The sequence below is a fragment of the bacterium genome (assembly GCA_020444325.1).
In the GTDB taxonomy this organism is placed as follows: Bacteria; Bacteroidota; Ignavibacteria; order SZUA-365; family SZUA-365; genus BM516.
The window spans coordinates 152,185-167,525 of sequence record JAHLLD010000011.1 but is presented as its reverse complement, the minus strand read 5'-3'; the positions used below and the strand labels follow the sequence as shown (position 1 = coordinate 167,525).

At 55.4% G+C, this 15,341-nt stretch carries 16 protein-coding genes, 1 tRNA gene, 1 other RNA gene and 1 pseudogene; 18 read left to right on the top strand and 1 reads right to left on the bottom strand.

Going from position 1 to position 15,341, the window contains the following annotated elements; genetic code table 11:
- Positions 1–106: 106 nt before the first annotated feature.
- The 8 genes from KQI65_14240 (at position 107) to ruvA (ending at position 6,359) form a co-directional block, all read left to right on the top strand.
- Positions 107–179: transfer RNA gene (locus KQI65_14240), tRNA-Ala, on the top strand.
- Between the two features lie 154 nt (positions 180–333).
- Positions 334–1,326, top strand: coding sequence for a Nif3-like dinuclear metal center hexameric protein (locus tag KQI65_14235; GenBank protein ID MCB2205898.1), 993 nt, complete (start codon positions 334–336; stop codon positions 1,324–1,326).
- 24 nt (positions 1,327–1,350) lie between these two features.
- Positions 1,351–2,073, top strand: coding sequence for a hypothetical protein (locus KQI65_14230; GenBank protein MCB2205897.1), 723 nt, complete (start codon positions 1,351–1,353; stop codon positions 2,071–2,073).
- Positions 2,074–2,083: 10 nt separating this feature from the next.
- Positions 2,084–2,531, top strand: an RNA gene (rnpB, locus tag KQI65_14225) — RNase P RNA component class A.
- 75 nt (positions 2,532–2,606) lie between these two features.
- Positions 2,607–4,364, top strand: coding sequence for a single-stranded-DNA-specific exonuclease RecJ (recJ, locus tag KQI65_14220; GenBank protein MCB2205896.1), 1,758 nt, complete (start codon positions 2,607–2,609; stop codon positions 4,362–4,364).
- 27 nt (positions 4,365–4,391) lie between these two features.
- Entirely contained in the window at positions 4,392–5,141 is a 750-nt protein-coding gene (locus tag KQI65_14215) for a YebC/PmpR family DNA-binding transcriptional regulator (protein MCB2205895.1), read from the top strand.
- Between the two features lie 2 nt (positions 5,142–5,143).
- Positions 5,144–5,680 (top strand): crossover junction endodeoxyribonuclease RuvC, encoded by a 537-nt coding sequence (ruvC, locus tag KQI65_14210; GenBank protein ID MCB2205894.1) that lies wholly within the window; start codon positions 5,144–5,146, stop codon positions 5,678–5,680.
- Between the two features lie 76 nt (positions 5,681–5,756).
- Positions 5,757–6,359: a Holliday junction branch migration protein RuvA gene (gene ruvA / locus KQI65_14205; GenBank protein MCB2205893.1), complete on the top strand. Its 603-nt coding sequence runs from the start codon at positions 5,757–5,759 to the stop codon at positions 6,357–6,359.
- 324 nt (positions 6,360–6,683) lie between these two features.
- Here the strand turns inward: ruvA and KQI65_14200 are convergent, their stop codons facing one another.
- Positions 6,684–7,022: a P-II family nitrogen regulator gene (locus KQI65_14200; protein MCB2205892.1), complete on the bottom strand. Its 339-nt coding sequence runs from the start codon at positions 7,020–7,022 to the stop codon at positions 6,684–6,686.
- A 56-nt stretch (positions 7,023–7,078) separates the two neighbouring features.
- Here KQI65_14200 and KQI65_14195 point away from each other — a divergent pair, with 56 nt between their 5' ends.
- The 10 genes and pseudogenes from KQI65_14195 to KQI65_14150 all read left to right on the top strand — a co-directional run bounded on the left by KQI65_14195 (position 7,079) and on the right by KQI65_14150 (position 15,302).
- A complete protein-coding gene (locus KQI65_14195) occupies positions 7,079–7,768 on the top strand; it encodes a DUF4389 domain-containing protein (protein MCB2205891.1) in 690 nt (229 codons plus the stop codon).
- 89 nt (positions 7,769–7,857) lie between these two features.
- A complete protein-coding gene (locus tag KQI65_14190; GenBank protein ID MCB2205890.1) occupies positions 7,858–8,331 on the top strand; it encodes an NADH-quinone oxidoreductase subunit A in 474 nt (157 codons plus the stop codon).
- A gap of 17 nt (positions 8,332–8,348) precedes the next feature.
- Positions 8,349–8,861, top strand: coding sequence for an NADH-quinone oxidoreductase subunit NuoB (gene nuoB, locus KQI65_14185; protein ID MCB2205889.1), 513 nt, complete (start codon positions 8,349–8,351; stop codon positions 8,859–8,861).
- 68 nt (positions 8,862–8,929) lie between these two features.
- Entirely contained in the window at positions 8,930–9,400 is a 471-nt protein-coding gene (locus tag KQI65_14180) for an NADH-quinone oxidoreductase subunit C (GenBank protein MCB2205888.1), read from the top strand.
- Between the two features lie 25 nt (positions 9,401–9,425).
- Positions 9,426–10,574 carry an NADH-quinone oxidoreductase subunit D gene (locus tag KQI65_14175; GenBank protein MCB2205887.1) on the top strand — a complete coding sequence of 383 codons (1,149 nt, stop codon included), beginning with the start codon at positions 9,426–9,428 and terminating at the stop codon, positions 10,572–10,574.
- Positions 10,575–10,600: 26 nt separating this feature from the next.
- Positions 10,601–11,713 carry an NADH-quinone oxidoreductase subunit H gene (locus KQI65_14170; protein ID MCB2205886.1) on the top strand — a complete coding sequence of 371 codons (1,113 nt, stop codon included), beginning with the start codon at positions 10,601–10,603 and terminating at the stop codon, positions 11,711–11,713.
- A 23-nt stretch (positions 11,714–11,736) separates the two neighbouring features.
- A pseudogene (locus tag KQI65_14165) lies at positions 11,737–12,267 on the top strand (NADH-quinone oxidoreductase subunit I).
- A 236-nt stretch (positions 12,268–12,503) separates the two neighbouring features.
- On the top strand, positions 12,504–13,001 hold the full coding sequence (locus tag KQI65_14160; protein ID MCB2205885.1) for an NADH-quinone oxidoreductase subunit J: 498 nt from the start codon (positions 12,504–12,506) through the stop codon (positions 12,999–13,001).
- A 1-nt stretch (position 13,002) separates the two neighbouring features.
- On the top strand, positions 13,003–13,320 hold the full coding sequence (nuoK, locus tag KQI65_14155; protein ID MCB2205884.1) for an NADH-quinone oxidoreductase subunit NuoK: 318 nt from the start codon (positions 13,003–13,005) through the stop codon (positions 13,318–13,320).
- Positions 13,321–13,322: 2 nt separating this feature from the next.
- Positions 13,323–15,302: an OmpA family protein gene (locus tag KQI65_14150; protein MCB2205883.1), complete on the top strand. Its 1,980-nt coding sequence runs from the start codon at positions 13,323–13,325 to the stop codon at positions 15,300–15,302.
- The last annotated feature ends 39 nt before the right edge of the window (positions 15,303–15,341 follow it).

Here is a 15,341-nt window from a genome sequence, read left to right as displayed (position 1 = left end):
AATCTGGAATCTGGAATCTGGAATCTGGAATCTGGAATCTGGAATCTGGAATCTGCAATCCGTCTTGCATCTATCCCCTTATTCAGAGTATATTTGTTCTTCGACTGGGGCTGTAGCTCAGTTGGGAGAGCGCTACATTCGCATTGTAGAGGTCGAGGGTTCGATTCCCTTCAGCTCCACTAGATTGTCTAGATAATCCGAGTCACGCAGTATGGAATTGCACGAGAAAACAGGCAGCAACACACATATCACAAAAGACACGGATTCCAGGAAATAAGTGCATCGTTGAGGTGCACTTTTTTTATGGTCCGAGTTCAGAACATATTATCCGCATTGTATGCGTGGGCACCCGCCACCCTGGCCTGGGAGCGGGATAACATTGGTCTCCTCGTCGGTTCCGCCGAGGCTGCGGTGACCTCTGTCCTCGTCTGTCTCGATATCACTCCTGCCGTCGTCGAGGAGGCGAAGCGCAGGGGAGCAAACCTTATCGTGGCGCATCATCCCGTCATTTTTCATCCCCTGAAATCCCTCCGTACCGATGGATATCCCGGCAGCATGTATGCCTCATTGCTGCGGGCGGATATCAATGTCATCGCCATGCATACGAACGCAGATGCCGCTCATGATGGATTGAATACTGCGCTGGCAGGCAAATTCAGGCTCAACAATACTGCGCGCCTTGATGGTGTTCGGGAGGAGAGCCGCCTCGCGAGGATTATAGGCATGGCTGGCGCGGATCGTGACAGTGCACTCCGGGCCGCGCTCGGTGATCTGGAAGGATTTGAAGTTCTGCCTTCGGTCAGGAATGATGAACTGAACATTATCCTTCCCACCTGGCGCATTCCGGCACTTCGTGCGGCGGTGCGTGAGACGGGAGGGGAGAGTACACGCATACTGCTCTCGAAGCTCGAGGAAGCGCTTCCGCATCATGGCATTGGTGTTGTCGGTGAGCTCGAGGAGGAAATGGATACGGATGCATTTCTGCAGCGTGTCAAGCAGGTACTCGGGTGTACGCAATTGCGCTGCAGTCCCTTCGACGGTACCCGACGCATCAGACGCGTCGCCGTGTCCAGCGGAGCCGGATCCTCATACGTGCGCGCAGCAGTGTCCGCTGGCGCCGATGCACTGGTTACAGGTGACCTGACGCATCACACATTTTTGGACTATCAGCATGACATCCTGCTCGTTGATGCAGGCCATCATGAGACGGAAAAGCTTTTTATCGACCTCTGCGCAGAAGAACTTGAGCGCGGGTCTTTCCAAGACAAGCAAAAAATTGATATTTTACGCACACAGACCGAGACCAACCCCATCCGGTTTGTTTAGCACGGAAGAACTAAAGGAGATCTCTTGAAAAGCACACTTCAATCGCTGTACCTGCTTCAATTGCTCGACACGGAACTCGATGAGCTGCGCGAGTTGCGCGGTGACCTCCCGGAAACCGTCAACGCCATGGAAGCCGAGTTGAAAATGGTAGAACAGCGCATCGAGGAATGCGACGAAGCCCTGAAAAAAGGTGCTGTCGAGCGCAGCCAGATGGAGAAGGAATCCCTCGAGCTTATCGCCAAAATCGACAAGTACAAAGGTCAGCAGCTCGAAGTGACCAATAACAAGGAATACGACGCGCTCACCCGCGAGATGGAAACGGCGGAGAACACCATCGCCAGCCATGAAGCGGAGATCGAACAGACCATGCAGCGCGCGGACGAGCTGAAGACCAGCAAGACCGAGTTCGAGACCCGTCATGAAGAATTGGTCAAGGAGCTCGAGGTCAAGCACGAAGAGCTGAAAGAGATTCTCGAGGCCACGAATGAAGAAGAAATGACCCTTGAGGCCAACCGCGAAGAGGCGTTGAAGGGTCTGCTCGAAAAAGATCTTGAACTGTATACGCGCATCCGCGAGGCGAAGGGAAAGGCCGTAGCGCCGATCCGCCGTGAATCCTGCAGCGGCTGCTACAATGTCGTGCCGCCCCAGATGATCCTCGAGGTGAAGAAGAACGATCGTCTCTTCATCTGCGAGCATTGCGGCCGCATTCTCGTCTCAGAAGAAATCGCTCAAGAAACGAGCATATAACAAGCGGGCTCATGTCCATCGGGCAGTCGCCTTTGCCGCAAGGCAGGGGAGGAAAGTCCGAACTCCGCAGGGCTGGGTGCCGGATAACGTCCGGGCGTCGAAAGGCGACGGAAAGTGCAGCAGAAAACACACCGCCAGTCCCCACGCTTCGGCGTAGGAAAAGGTAAGGGTGAAATGGTGCGGTAAGAGCGCACCGGCAGACTGGAGACAGTCTGGCCTGGCAAACCCCACCCGGAGCAAGACCGCGTAGGAGTACCGTCTTCCGAACTGTGTTGCCCGCGCAGTGTCCCCGCCTTGCAGGGACCGGTACTCGGGTAGGTCGCTTGAATCCTGCAGCAATGCCGGATCCAGATAGATGACTGCCTCTTCCACCGCCGTGCATCGCGAAGAGCGCTTTGCGCTCAATGCTTCGCGCGAAGTGGAACAGACAGAATTCGGCTTACAGATGGACGTGAGTCCCTTGTTTCAACCCCAGAAATTTGAAAAAAGAGTAAGAAAATGTTTATAGTACAAATTACAAAAAGGATTCACTCATGGACGCAAAATGGAGCATCAGGGCCCCCGGGGATCCTGCCAAGGTGCGTCGGCTTGTTGAGGAGATTCATGTACCTCAAGTCATCTCTTCGATCCTGATCAGCCGCGGAATCGAGGACTACGATTCCGCGAAGGCCTTCTTTCGTCCCGCACTCGATCAGCTTCATAACCCTTTTCTCATGCACGACATGGAAAAGGCAGTGTCGCGTATCGTTGCTGCGAAGGACAAGAAGGAAAAAGTTCTCGTATACGGGGACTATGACGTTGACGGGACCAACAGTGCCAGCCTGCTCTACCTCTTTCTCCGTCGCATCGGATGCGACGCGGAGGTGTACATCCCTGATCGCATGAGCGAGGGATACGGCATCTCGGAGGCAGGTATTGACTACGCCGACGGTATCGGAACCACGCTGCTCATTTCCATTGACTGCGGCATTACCGCCGTGTCACAGGTCGAGTACGCGAAGACACGTAATATTGACGTCATCATCTGCGATCATCATGAACCCGGGGCCGAAATTCCCGATGCGCATGCCGTGCTCGATCCGCTCAAGCCGGGCGATCTCTACCCGTTCAAATATCTTTCGGGTGCAGGTGTGGGGTTCAAACTGATTCAGGGACTGGCCGAATACTACTCGATGCGGGAAGTGCCGTACGAGTATCTCGATTTCGTCGCAATCGCCGCGGCAGCCGATATCGTCCCGATGGTCGGGGAAAATCGGATCCTCGTGCACTACGGATTGAAGATTATCAACGACAATCCCCGCGCCGGCATCAAGGCGCTGATGGATTCATCAAACCTGCGATACGGCGATCTCACCGCGCAGCAGATCGTCTTCGTCATGGCGCCGCGCATCAACGCGGTGGGCAGGCTGGGCGACGCCACACGGGCCGTGGAGCTTCTCACCTGTGATGAGGATGTCCGCGCACGCGAATGTGCTCTGATCCTCGAAGAGGAGAACCGCAACCGTCGGGTGATTGACGAGGAAACGTTCAATCATGCCGCACAGGTGGCGGAAGATTTTCTCGCGGGTGATGAAGAACGTCCCATCGTACTCCACAACGGCGACTGGCATCCCGGTGTCATCGGCATCGTGGCTTCCCGTCTTGTTGAGAAATTCTATCGTCCCACCGTGCTGCTCACGACCATCGACGGTGTCGCGAAAGGCTCGGCGCGCAGCATCATGAACTTCAACATCTATGAAGCGCTGAGTCGCTGCGAGCATCTGCTCCTGCAGTTCGGCGGACACAAGTATGCTGCCGGACTGGCACTCGAAATTGAGAAAATCCCGGAGTTCCGTGACTGCTTCATGAAGGTCGCCGAGGAAATGCTCGACGAGGAAATGCTCACGCATGAAATCGTCGCGGATGCGCAGATCAGACTGCCGGATATTACCCCGCGGTTTTTCCGCATCCTCAAGCAGTTCGCACCCTTTGGTCCGGGCAACCTGCGGCCGGTCTTCTTCTCGCATGATGTCGAGGTGTTCGGGAGTCCGCGCATCGTCGGACGCGATCATCTGAAGATGAAGGTGCGTCAGGACGGTGTGGTATTCGACTGCATCGGGTTCGGTCTCGGATCCCGTCTCCCTGAGGTGGCGGATGACGGCGCCCGCGCGGACATTCTGTTTACCATCGAGGAAAACAGCTGGAACGGGAATGTCTTCCCGCAGCTGAAGCTCAAGGATGTGCGTACCACCAACGAAGAACGCACCCAGCAGGAAATCCTCGCGCAAATCAAGAGTTTTCAGGAAGATTAACACATACTCATTGTTCTGGAGGTTACGATGTCTGGTCATTCCAAATGGTCGACCATCAAACGGGCGAAGGGCGCCAAGGATGCCGCACGCGGCAAGCTTTTCGGCCGCCTCATCAAGGAAATAACGATTGCCGCCCGTGACGGCGGCGGTGATATTGACGCCAATCCCCGGCTTCGGCTTGCTGTTGACAAGGCCAAAGGCGCCAACATGCCCAACGACAACATCAAACGCGCCATCCAGCGCGGAACCGGTGAAGTCGAAGGCGTCAACTATGAAGAAATCACGTATGAGGGATACGGTCCGGGTGGCGTGGCATTCCTCATCGAGACCATCACCGATAACAAGAACCGCACAGTCGCGGAAATCCGCCACCTCTTCTCGAAGAATAACGGCAACCTCGCCGAGGCCGGCGCCGTGGGATGGAAGTTCGACCGCAAGGGCATCGTCACCATCCCGAAGAAATACGAAGAAGAAGAGCTCATGCTGATCGCCATCGAGGCCGGTGCGGAAGACATGAGCACGGAGGAGGATCACTTCGAAATCGTCACCGAATCTTCCAGTCTCGAGGACGTCAAAAAAGCGCTTGAGGAAAACAGCATCGAGGTCGAGGAGGCCGAAGTGCAGATGGTGCCGCAGAACACGTTGAAGGTGGACGGCAAGGACGCCGAAGGCGTCATCCGTCTGCTGGAAGTGCTCGAAGATCATGACGATGTGCAGAATGTCTACGCCGACTTCGATATCGATGCCGACGTGCTCGAATCACTGCAGCAGGGCTGATGATGCTTATCCTGGGTGTGGACCCGGGATCGCTGATCACCGGGTATGGCTTGATTGAAAGCAGTGGAAACAAATTCCATCGCCTGACTTCAGGTATCATTACGATGAAACCCTCAGACAGCGTTGCCGTGCGGCTGCGCAAGGTGTATGACGGACTCATTGAAGTCATCGACAGGGAGCATCCCGACGAATTCTGCATTGAGACGGCATTCTATGGAAAAAACATCCAGGCAACACTGAAACTTGGCCAGGTACGCGGTGTTGCCATTCTCGCCGCCGTGCACCGGCAGCTCGGTATTGCGGAGTATTCTCCACGAGAAGTCAAGCGCGCTGTCACCGGAAGCGGTGCCGCCGCAAAGCAGCAGGTGGAATACATGGTGAAAACCATTTTAGGACTGCGGGAAGATTTCAAAAAGTCGGATGAAGCCGACGGACTGGCCATTGCCATCACCCACGGCATGCAGCTGTCTACTCCCCGTGCCCGTGTGCGCAGTTGGGAAAGCTATCTCAAGGAACATCCCGACAGGATTCGGAAATGACTCTTTCGTGCGGGTACCGACCATACAGTTCTCAACATGACCGGAGAGTTCTGGAAATGACTGCGAGGAAAAGGCCATGATCGCCTTTCTGCACGGCACGCTGGCTGCAAAAGAAGCCGTTTCCGCCATTATCGAAGTGGCCGGTGTGGGGTATGAGGTCCACATCCCTCTCTCCACGTATGAAAAACTGCCGGCGACAGGGCAGGAGGTACAGCTTCTCACTCATCTGCACGTGCGGGAAGACGCAATGCAGCTCTACGGTTTCGCCACCGAGATGGAGCGCGCGCTTTTTCGCAAGCTGCAGAGCATTTCAGGTATCGGCGCCCGCATGGCCTTGAATATTCTCTCCGGTGCTGCGCCAGACGCTCTGCGTGAACGTGTCATTAACGGCGACGTCGCCGCATTGACGCGCATTCCGGGTATCGGACGCAAAACCGCAGAACGTATCGTGGTTGAACTGCGCGACAGTTTCATGCGCGAAAGCAGCTCCGAAGCCCTGAAAACAGGGGATAAAACTGCAGTCGCACGCGAAGAAGCGCTTATGGCACTCCAGGCACTCGGTTATCCCCGTGCCACCGCGGAAAAAGCCATCGCGGCCCTGCAGCGATCAGGTGAAAATGCCCCCGAGAGTACATCTGAACTGATAAAACTTGCACTCAAACAGCTCAATTCCCGTTAACCCCTTTGATAGCAATAGATAAGAAAAATTTAGCTAAACCCTTGCTTTAAGGAAACTGCTTATGTATATTGACTCCGCATTCACTGTTTCCAAGAGCCAACTTTAGTCTCTCCCTCCTCAGCTTCAGTTGGCTCTTTTTTATTTCCCCCTGCCACGATCTCCCCATTTGTACAGTCTCCGCTTGCATCATCTTTTCTGTGTACATTATTCGTCATAGATAGATGGAATGATTGAAAAATGGAAAAATCCACGTTTGACGGGTATGTTTCCATACTTCAATCATTCCATTTTTCCATACGCGGAGGGTGCGAAGCACCCGAAGCGTCAGAGCGCGCCGTCGCCGCTTTCTTCTGTGCGGATGCGGATGGCGTCTTCGACGGGGAGGACGAAAATTTTCCCGTCGCCCACCTGTCCCGTTGCGGCATGCTTGATGATGGTGTCGATCACGGGATCGGTCATGTGGTCGGCGACGACGATTTCAATTTTCAGTTTCGGGAGGGTGTCGATCTGGTATTCGGCGCCGCGATAGGTTTCGGTATGTCCTTTCTGTCTGCCGAAACCGCGGACCTCGGAGATGGTCATGCCGTAGATGCCTATTTCCTGCAGTCCATCACGGACGTCGTCGAGTTTGAAGGGGCGGATGATGGCTTCGATTTTCTTCATGCTTCAGGGCAGTAATTACGGAGGCGGGAAGTTAAAGCAGGGGGGAGGAAAAAGCAATGTTTGTTCTGGCGAACGAGTTTCGTAACATGATTGCGGAGCTGTTCATCCACGACAGAGTTGGAGTCTGCCTGCACATGTACCCAGCCCTTTTTTCCGTCGATCGTCCCGCTACCTCATCCCGGCTGCTGCTGATTTTTCGTCCCATTCTGCTGCTTCCACATCTCTTCTGGGCCTATTTCTATGGGATGGCCGCAGGGTTGCTGCAGTTCATTTCTTTCTGGGCCATCATTTTTACCGGAAGGCACCCGCAGGCGCTGTGGGAATTCCTGACGGGTTATCTCCGCTACCGCAGCCGCCTGAACGCGTACTGGTTACTCCTGTCCGACATCTACCCGCCGTTCAAAGGCGAGGCCGGTCAGTATCCTGTTCGTGTCCATGTTGATTATCCCGACCGTCTTTCCCGTCTCACCGTGTTTTTCCGGCTGCTGATTCTCTTTCCGCACCTGTTTTTTTCCATTGGCTACATCTTCGTTTCGAGCATCGTGAGTTTCCTCGCATTCTGGACCGTGCTGTTCGCCGGGAAGCTTGCACGCTGGCAGTTCGAATGGCTGTACGGCTGGTTTATCTACACATCCCGCCTGGATGCGTACATGCTCTATCTCGTTGACGAGTATCCGCCGTTCAACGGGTCGCAGCCCAGGGCGGCAGGAGAGAGATTCCCGAATGAAACGAGAATCAGGGAATGAGATTTAATACTCGGTATTGTTTGATGTTTTATTGTTTTTTCATAGTTTATCCAAGATACTTTGTCTTTAGCAACTACTGATATTGACAAATGCTGACAGAATTTGGTAAAGCCCTGGTTTTCATCATCCTGGGGCTGGTTTTCGTAGCAGGCGGCCTGCTTGTGGCGAAACTTCTCAGACCGCACAATCCCACCGACGAGAAAACGCTTCCATACGAGTGCGGAGAGGATCCTATCGGACCTCAGTGGATGCGATTCAATATTCGATTCTACGTCGTTGCCCTTATTTTCATTCTCTTTGATGTCGAACTGGTCGTGCTGTTTCCCTGGGCAGTGATCTTCCAGAAGATAGGGATGTTCGCGTACCTCGCCGGCGCCATCTTCATCGTGATCCTTTTCCTCGCGGATTTCTATCTGTGGGGCAAGGGCGATCTCGAGTGGGTGCGTCCGCAGCCGCAGGTCCCTTCCCTGGATGCACTGGTTGACAGGGGGACACTCCGTCGCGCCCCTGCGGCGGGGGGTGACACCCTTCCTACCGACGAACCCGCGACACAGGCTGACTGAGAGCGAAAGGAGTATTCATGGGTCTTCTCGACAAGCAATTCGACGACGGCAACATTGTTATCACATCGGTCGAAGGGGTATTGAACTGGGCGCGGCTCTGCTCGCTCTGGCAGATGTCCTTCGGTCTGGCCTGCTGTGCCATCGAGATGATGGCGGCAAGTGCCTCGCACAATGACATCATGCGTTTCGGCGTGCTCCCGCGTCCGAGTCCCCGTCAGTGTGACGTGATGATCGTTGCCGGTACCGTCACCCTCAAAATGGCTACGCGCGTCAAGCGCCTCTACGAACAGATGGCCGAACCCCGTTACGTGGTTTCCATGGGCAGCTGCTCCAACTGCGGCGGACCTTACTGGGAACACGGGTACCACGTGCTCAAGGGCGTGGATCGTGTGGTTCCGGTCGACGTGTACATTCCCGGTTGTCCCCCGCGTCCCGAAGCGTTGCTCGAGGGCTGGATGCGACTGCAGGAGAAAGTACGCGATTTCACTCTGGTCAAGGAAAAAGGCGCTCCTGTCGGTGAGAAAGCGTAAGCCGGTCTCATCATGCCTTTCCTGACCCGATTCATTCCGACACGTTAATTTTCCACAGAGCCATGGCCATGGAAACCAAGGAAATATTTGAATATCTCTCGGCATTGTTCAACGATGTCGCGCTGCAGCTCGATGAGGAAGTGCCCTGCATCATTGTGCCCCGCGAGAGCATCCGGGAAGTCGCTCTGCAGCTGCGCGATGATGAGAAGCTGCTGTTCGACTCGCTGATGTGTCTGAGCGGCGTTGACGGGGCAGACGGTACACTGCTGGCCGTGTATCATCTGCATTCGATCAAGCTCGAACACAAGGTAACCATCAAGGTTATCGTGCAGGCCGATGATCCGCATGTTCCCACTGTGGAAAAGGTCTGGCGCATTGCCGATTGGCATGAGCGCGAGGCGTATGATCTCATCGGGATCATTTTTGACGGACACCGTGACCTGCGGCGCATCCTGCTCCCGTATGACTGGGAAGGGTACCCACTGCGCAAGGATTATGAAGTCCCCGAGTTTTACAACGGCATGAAAGTTCCTTACTGATCAGGATATTTCTTCTATGAGTGAAATGTTAGAAGATCTGCGGGCCGACATCGAAGCCGGTCGCCTCAAAACCGACGAACTGGTTCTCAATATGGGACCCCAGCATCCGTCCACCCACGGTGTGCTGCGCCTCGAGCTGGTGCTCGACGGAGAAGTCATTGTCAAGGTGATCCCGCATCTCGGCTATCTGCACCGCTGTTTCGAGAAGCATGCCGAAGCGATGACATATCCGCAGGTCATCCCGTACACCGACCGCATGGATTATCTCGCGGCGATGAACAATAATCACGGTTTTGCCCTGGCAGTGGAAAGACTGATGGGCATCGAGGTGCCGGAGCGCGTTGAGTACATCCGCGTCATCATGGCCGAGCTGCAGCGTATCGCATCGCATCTCGTGGCCATCGGTACCTTTGGCATGGATATCGGCGCATTTACGCCGTTCCTCTACTGCTTCCGTGACCGTGAATACATTCTCGATATTTTCGAGAAAACCTGCGGAGCGCGTCTGCTCTACAATTATATGTGGGTCGGCGGACTCTCGCATGACGTGCATGAAGGATTCGAGAAGGAAGTCGCGGATTTCATCAAGAAATTCCGTCCCACCATCACGGAAGTCAACAACCTTCTCAACTTCAACAAGATTTTCATCGAGCGCACGGCGAATGTCGGTGTGCTGCCGGTGGACGTGGCCGTCAGCTATGGCTGCTCGGGTCCGATGCTTCGCGGGTCGGGCGTGGATTTCGATCTTCGCCGCGATGATCCGTACTCCATCTACGACCGTTTCGACTGGAAGGTCTGCACCGGCACCGGCGAGGCCGGGACGCTCGGCGATTGCTGGGACCGTCACATGGTGCGTGTCTGGGAGATGGAAGAAAGCTGCAAGATCATTGAGCAGGCGCTTGAGAACATCCCTGAAGGGGACATCGGTGAAGCCATTCCCAAGCGCGTGCGTCCCCCGAAAGGTGAAATCTACACGCGCGTGGAGAATCCTCGCGGCGAACTCGGTTACTACGTGATTTCCGACGGTTCCGGGAATCCCTTCCGCGTCAAGGTACGCGGACCCAGCTTCGTCAACCTCAGTGTGATCGACGAGATATCCCGCGGTCAGCTCGTCGCTGACCTCGTAGCCATCCTCGGCAGCGTGGATATCGTTCTCGGTGAAATCGACAGATAACAAGGCACATTCAGCTCGGAACATTTATGGAATCCTTGCTTCAATCTTTTCTCGGCGACAATCTCCTGACCCTGGTGCTGTACTGCGCACTGCCGCTGGTTTTCATCCTGCTGTACGCGCTGCTCGCCATTCTCGGCGAGGTCAAGATCTCCGCATGGATGCAGGACCGTCTCGGTCCCATGCGCACCGGTCCCTACGGCATCATTCAGCCCATCGCCGACGTGTTCAAGCTGCTGCAGAAGGAAGACATCACCCCGAAGGAAGCGGACAAGTTTCTTTTCAATCTCGCGCCCTTCCTCTCCTTCATGGCGGCGTACGCCGCGTTCGCGGTAGTTCCGTTCAGTTCGCAGTATGTCGGCTCCGATATGAATCTCGGTGCCTTCTACCTGATCGCCATCGGCTCGCTGAACGTTGCGGCCATCATGATGGCCGGCTGGGCGTCGCACAACAAGTACAGTCTTTTCGGCGCCATGCGATCGGTCGCGCAGATCGTCAGCTATGAGGTCCCTGCCGCCATGATGCTCGTCATCATCGTCATCTTCGTCGGCAGTCTCAACATGCAGGACATCATCACCGCGCAGTCGGGTCCCATCTGGAACTGGTTCGTTTTCGGCGGACCGAAAGCGGATGTGCAGCTCGCGAGCGGGGAGGTGCTTGCAGCGTCATGGGCCAACCTGATTTTCCTTCCCTTCTTCCTGGCGGCATTCGTGATGTACTATATCACCGCGCTGGCTGAAACCAACCGTACACCGTTCGACATTCCGGAAGCGGAATCCGAACTCGTGTCAGGCTACCACACCGAGTACAGCGGCATGAAATTCGCCATGTTCTTCATGTCCGAATATGCCAACATGTTCCTCGTCTCCGCCGTGACTGCGATTCTCTTCTTCGGTGGATGGAACAGTCCTTTCGGCGTGTATCTCGGAGACGCCTTCGACGCACAGTGGCTGGTGGCTCTCGAACAATTTGGCTGGCTGGCCCTGAAGGGATTGTTCTTCGTCTTTGTCATCATCTGGCTTCGCTGGACGCTGCCGCGTCTCCGCGTCGACCAGCTCATGTACATGTGCTGGAAAGTGCTGATTCCGTTTTCCTTCGGCATCGCACTCATCGTCGGATTCCTCGTGGTGGTTCTCAAATAATACGAGCGGAAGAAAGACAGCTTATGAGCGGCTATTTCAAAGATATCTACGACGGCATCGCCACCGCCATGGTGGGCATGCACATTACCTGGAAGCACCTGTTCACGAAATCGGTGACCATCCAGTACCCCGATGTCAAGCGCGAACTGCCTGACCGGGTGCGCAACCGGCTCTATGTGAACATGGACGATTGCATTGGCTGTGACCAGTGCGCGAAAGCCTGTCCGGTAAACTGCATCACCATCGAAACGGCGAAATCACTCCCGACCGAAGATCTCGGCCAGACCTCGCAGGGGAAGGCCAAGAAACTCTGGGTCACCAAATTCGATATCGACATCGGCAAATGCTGCTACTGCGGACTCTGTGTCTTTCCCTGTCCGACAGACTGCATTTTCATGACCGATGTCTTCGAGTTTTCCGAGTATAACCGGGATGATCTCATCTATAAATACGCGACGCTCTCCGATGAGGAAGCCGCGGAAAAAACCGCCAACGCCGAAAAGGCAAAGGCTGAGGCCGAAGCCAAGAAAAAGGCGATGATGGAAGCCAAGAAAAAGGCTGCAGCCGAGAAAGCCGCTGCTGAAAAGGCTGAAGAGCCGAAGGCGGCAGAGCCGAAGGCGGCAGAGCCGAAGGCGGCAGAGCCGAAGGCTGAAGAGCCGAAGGCTGAAGAGCCGAAGGCTGATGAGGACAAGGCGGCCGGAGACAACAATGAAACAACGGAGAACGGATAATCGGTGGCTGTCGCGGCGCATGACCGCGCTGGCAAACCATAACCATCTAGCGTGAGCCAATGGAAATTACGATTCTCTTTTATGTATTTGCGGCCCTGACCGTGGGCTCGGCCCTCGTGGTCGTGTTTTCCCGCAGCGTCATCTACGCGGCGTTTTCACTGCTCTTCACATTCATGGGTGTTGCCGGACTCTACGTCCTGCTCAGTGCCGACTTTATTGCGGTTGCACAGATCATGGTGTACATCGGCGGTATTCTCATCCTTCTGGTTTTCGGTGTCATGCTGACGCGCAAGGCCACGGATGTGGAACTGCAGCGCGGGACGATGAAAACGCTGCCGGCCCTTCTCGTCGCCGGTGCCGTGATGGGAACCCTGGTGCAGTTGCTGCGGGATACGAACTGGCATACGGTCAACACGATGCAGACGATCGACGGCACAACCCTCGAACTCGGTGAACTGCTCATGACGACCTTCATCCTGCCCTTTGAAGTTGCGGGCGTCCTGCTGCTCGTCGCCGTCATGGGCGCGGCGCTCATCGCCCGAAAGGAGGCACAGTAACATGATGGAAATAGGACTGACTCACTATCTCGTCGTCAGCGCCCTCCTGTTCGGACTCGGCGTACTCGCATTGTCGATCCGTCGTAATGCCGTACTCATGCTGATGGGAATCGAACTCATCCTGAATTCGGCGAACATCAACCTGGTGGCCTTCAGCCGCTTTAAAAGTGCGGCCCTGAATCTTGATGGACATGTGTTTACACTGTTCGTGATCATCCTCGCCGCCGCCGAAGCCGCGGTTGCCCTCGCCATCGTTCTTCACATTTACAAAACCAACAATACGGTGGAAGCTGATCGTATCAGCAGCCTGAAAGAATGACAGTGCGTCAGGTCACATATCGTCGACTCTTTTTCGTTCTTCTCTTCGCCGGTGCCATGGTTATTGCCATGGCTGCATCCCTGCATGCGCAGAAGGTCACGTATACCTGGAATCCCCGCAACATGCTGGTGATCGGAGCGGGTGGGGGACTGTCGAAGTATTTCGGTGAATTCACCGATCAGCATTTCGCTGCCATCGGGCAGGGACATGCCAAGTATTTCCTTCTGCCGGAACTCGCAGTCCAGCTTGACGGCGGTATGGGGAACTACACATACAACAGGCGTCTGCGCGATGAATTCAAAGACGCGTATATCCGCCAGTTTTACCGCGATCCCAAACTGGTCGGGCTTCTCGAATACCCAGAAGATTTCAGCAGCGTGGCCGATGATCAGCGATTCCGCAACCAGGTCATGGAGACGGACAAGCTGTGGTTCGTCGAAGGCCGCCTGATTGTCAATCTCTTCCCGCAGCGGAAAATCAATCCCTACCTGTCCGTCGGCGCCGGCATGATGCGCTATGAGAACAACAACGCGAGTACCACGCTCTCCGATGGCAATCCGCTGCTCAACGTCACGTTCGGCGAAGAGCCGTTTACCGTGGATACGCCTGGCGGACTCGTGACCGACGATTCGAATCTGCCTGACGGCGCCAACACACTGCCCATCGTTCCTGTGGGAATGGGACTCGATCTGATCCTCACCGAACAGGTCGCACTGAACGCCGATCTGACTTACCGTTTTCTGCTTGGAGACGGGAAAGACATGATGGACGGTTTTGGCAAAGTGGTGCAGGAAAACTTCAATGCGGCGGGACGCGTCGACAGAACTGAATCGACGGAAAATGCGGATTCGTGGGGAAGCTTCACCATCGGTGTGCAGGTGTACCTGTTCGGTCACAGCGATCGTGACGGTGACGGCATGAGCGATTCGTTCGAAGAGAGTATCGGGACCGATCCGCTCAACCCCGACACCGACGGCGATGGCCTCACCGACGATGAGGAATACGAGATTTACGGTACTGATCCCCTGAAAACGGATACGGACGACGATCGTTTGACGGATGCGGAAGAGGTCGCCAAGAACACCGACCCGCGTAAGCCCGATACCGATGGTGATGGTCTGACCGAAGGTGAAGAATTTGCGCACGGTACCGATCCGTTTGACACCGATTCTGACAAGGATGGTCTGACGGATGGGGAAGAAGTGCACCAGTACAATTCCGATCCGCTCCGTATGGATTCGGACTCGGATGGCATCAGTGATCTCGATGAGGTCAAACAGTATCACAGTGATCCCCGTCTGCGCGATACGGACGGTGACGGACTCGAGGATGCTGAAGAAGTGCGTTTGAAGACCGATCCCGCATCAGAAGACAGTGATGGTGACGGACTCAGGGACGGAGCGGAAATTAAAACCTACAAAACGGATCCCCTGAGGGCCGACAGTGACGGAGACGGCCGGGACGATGGCTCGGAAATCAACAGCGGTTCCGATCCCTTCGGGCAGGATTCCGACGGAGACGGCATCGCGGACGGCGATGACCGGTGTCCCGGAGAACCGGAAACGGTCAACGGCTACAGGGATGAAGACGGATGTCCCGATGCAAAACCACTGACAACGGAGCCTCTCGAGGTCGGAGCGAAGCTCGTGCTTGAGGGTGTGGAATTCGAAGAAGCCTCTGCAACGCTGACCTCGGAAGCCCAGGAAATTCTTGCCTCCGCATTGCAGACGCTGCAGGACCATCCCGCTCTGCGCGTCGAGATCGGCGGGCACACCGACAGCCGCGGCTCCACCGCAGCGAACAGGGAGCTCTCACAGCTCCGCGCCGAGTCGGTAAAAACGTTTTTGACAGGGAAGGGCATCGATCCTTCAAGGCTGGAAATCAAAGGGTACGGGGAATCCGAACCCCGTGACAACAACGCGACTCCAGCCGGACGGGCCCGCAACAGACGTATTGAATTCAAGATTCTCTCCGTCGAATGAATCATAGAAGTACGCGACACGCGATAATCACAGGAATGC

What these genes read in the sequence shown, in the direction of transcription:
- recJ (MCB2205896.1), top strand. Translation starts at nt 2,607, where the DNA reads ATGGACGCAAAATGGAGCATCAGGGCCCCCGGGGATCCTGCCAAGGTG.
- KQI65_14215 (MCB2205895.1), top strand. Translation starts at nt 4,392, where the DNA reads ATGTCTGGTCATTCCAAATGGTCGACCATCAAACGGGCGAAGGGCGCC.
- ruvC (MCB2205894.1), top strand. Translation starts at nt 5,144, where the DNA reads ATGCTTATCCTGGGTGTGGACCCGGGATCGCTGATCACCGGGTATGGC.
- ruvA (MCB2205893.1), top strand. Translation starts at nt 5,757, where the DNA reads ATGATCGCCTTTCTGCACGGCACGCTGGCTGCAAAAGAAGCCGTTTCC.
- KQI65_14200 (MCB2205892.1), bottom strand. Translation starts at nt 7,022, where the DNA reads ATGAAGAAAATCGAAGCCATCATCCGCCCCTTCAAACTCGACGACGTC.
- KQI65_14195 (MCB2205891.1), top strand. Translation starts at nt 7,079, where the DNA reads ATGTTTGTTCTGGCGAACGAGTTTCGTAACATGATTGCGGAGCTGTTC.
- KQI65_14190 (MCB2205890.1), top strand. Translation starts at nt 7,858, where the DNA reads ATGCTGACAGAATTTGGTAAAGCCCTGGTTTTCATCATCCTGGGGCTG.
- nuoB (MCB2205889.1), top strand. Translation starts at nt 8,349, where the DNA reads ATGGGTCTTCTCGACAAGCAATTCGACGACGGCAACATTGTTATCACA.
- KQI65_14180 (MCB2205888.1), top strand. Translation starts at nt 8,930, where the DNA reads ATGGAAACCAAGGAAATATTTGAATATCTCTCGGCATTGTTCAACGAT.
- KQI65_14175 (MCB2205887.1), top strand. Translation starts at nt 9,426, where the DNA reads ATGTTAGAAGATCTGCGGGCCGACATCGAAGCCGGTCGCCTCAAAACC.
- KQI65_14170 (MCB2205886.1), top strand. Translation starts at nt 10,601, where the DNA reads ATGGAATCCTTGCTTCAATCTTTTCTCGGCGACAATCTCCTGACCCTG.
- KQI65_14160 (MCB2205885.1), top strand. Translation starts at nt 12,504, where the DNA reads ATGGAAATTACGATTCTCTTTTATGTATTTGCGGCCCTGACCGTGGGC.
- nuoK (MCB2205884.1), top strand. Translation starts at nt 13,003, where the DNA reads ATGATGGAAATAGGACTGACTCACTATCTCGTCGTCAGCGCCCTCCTG.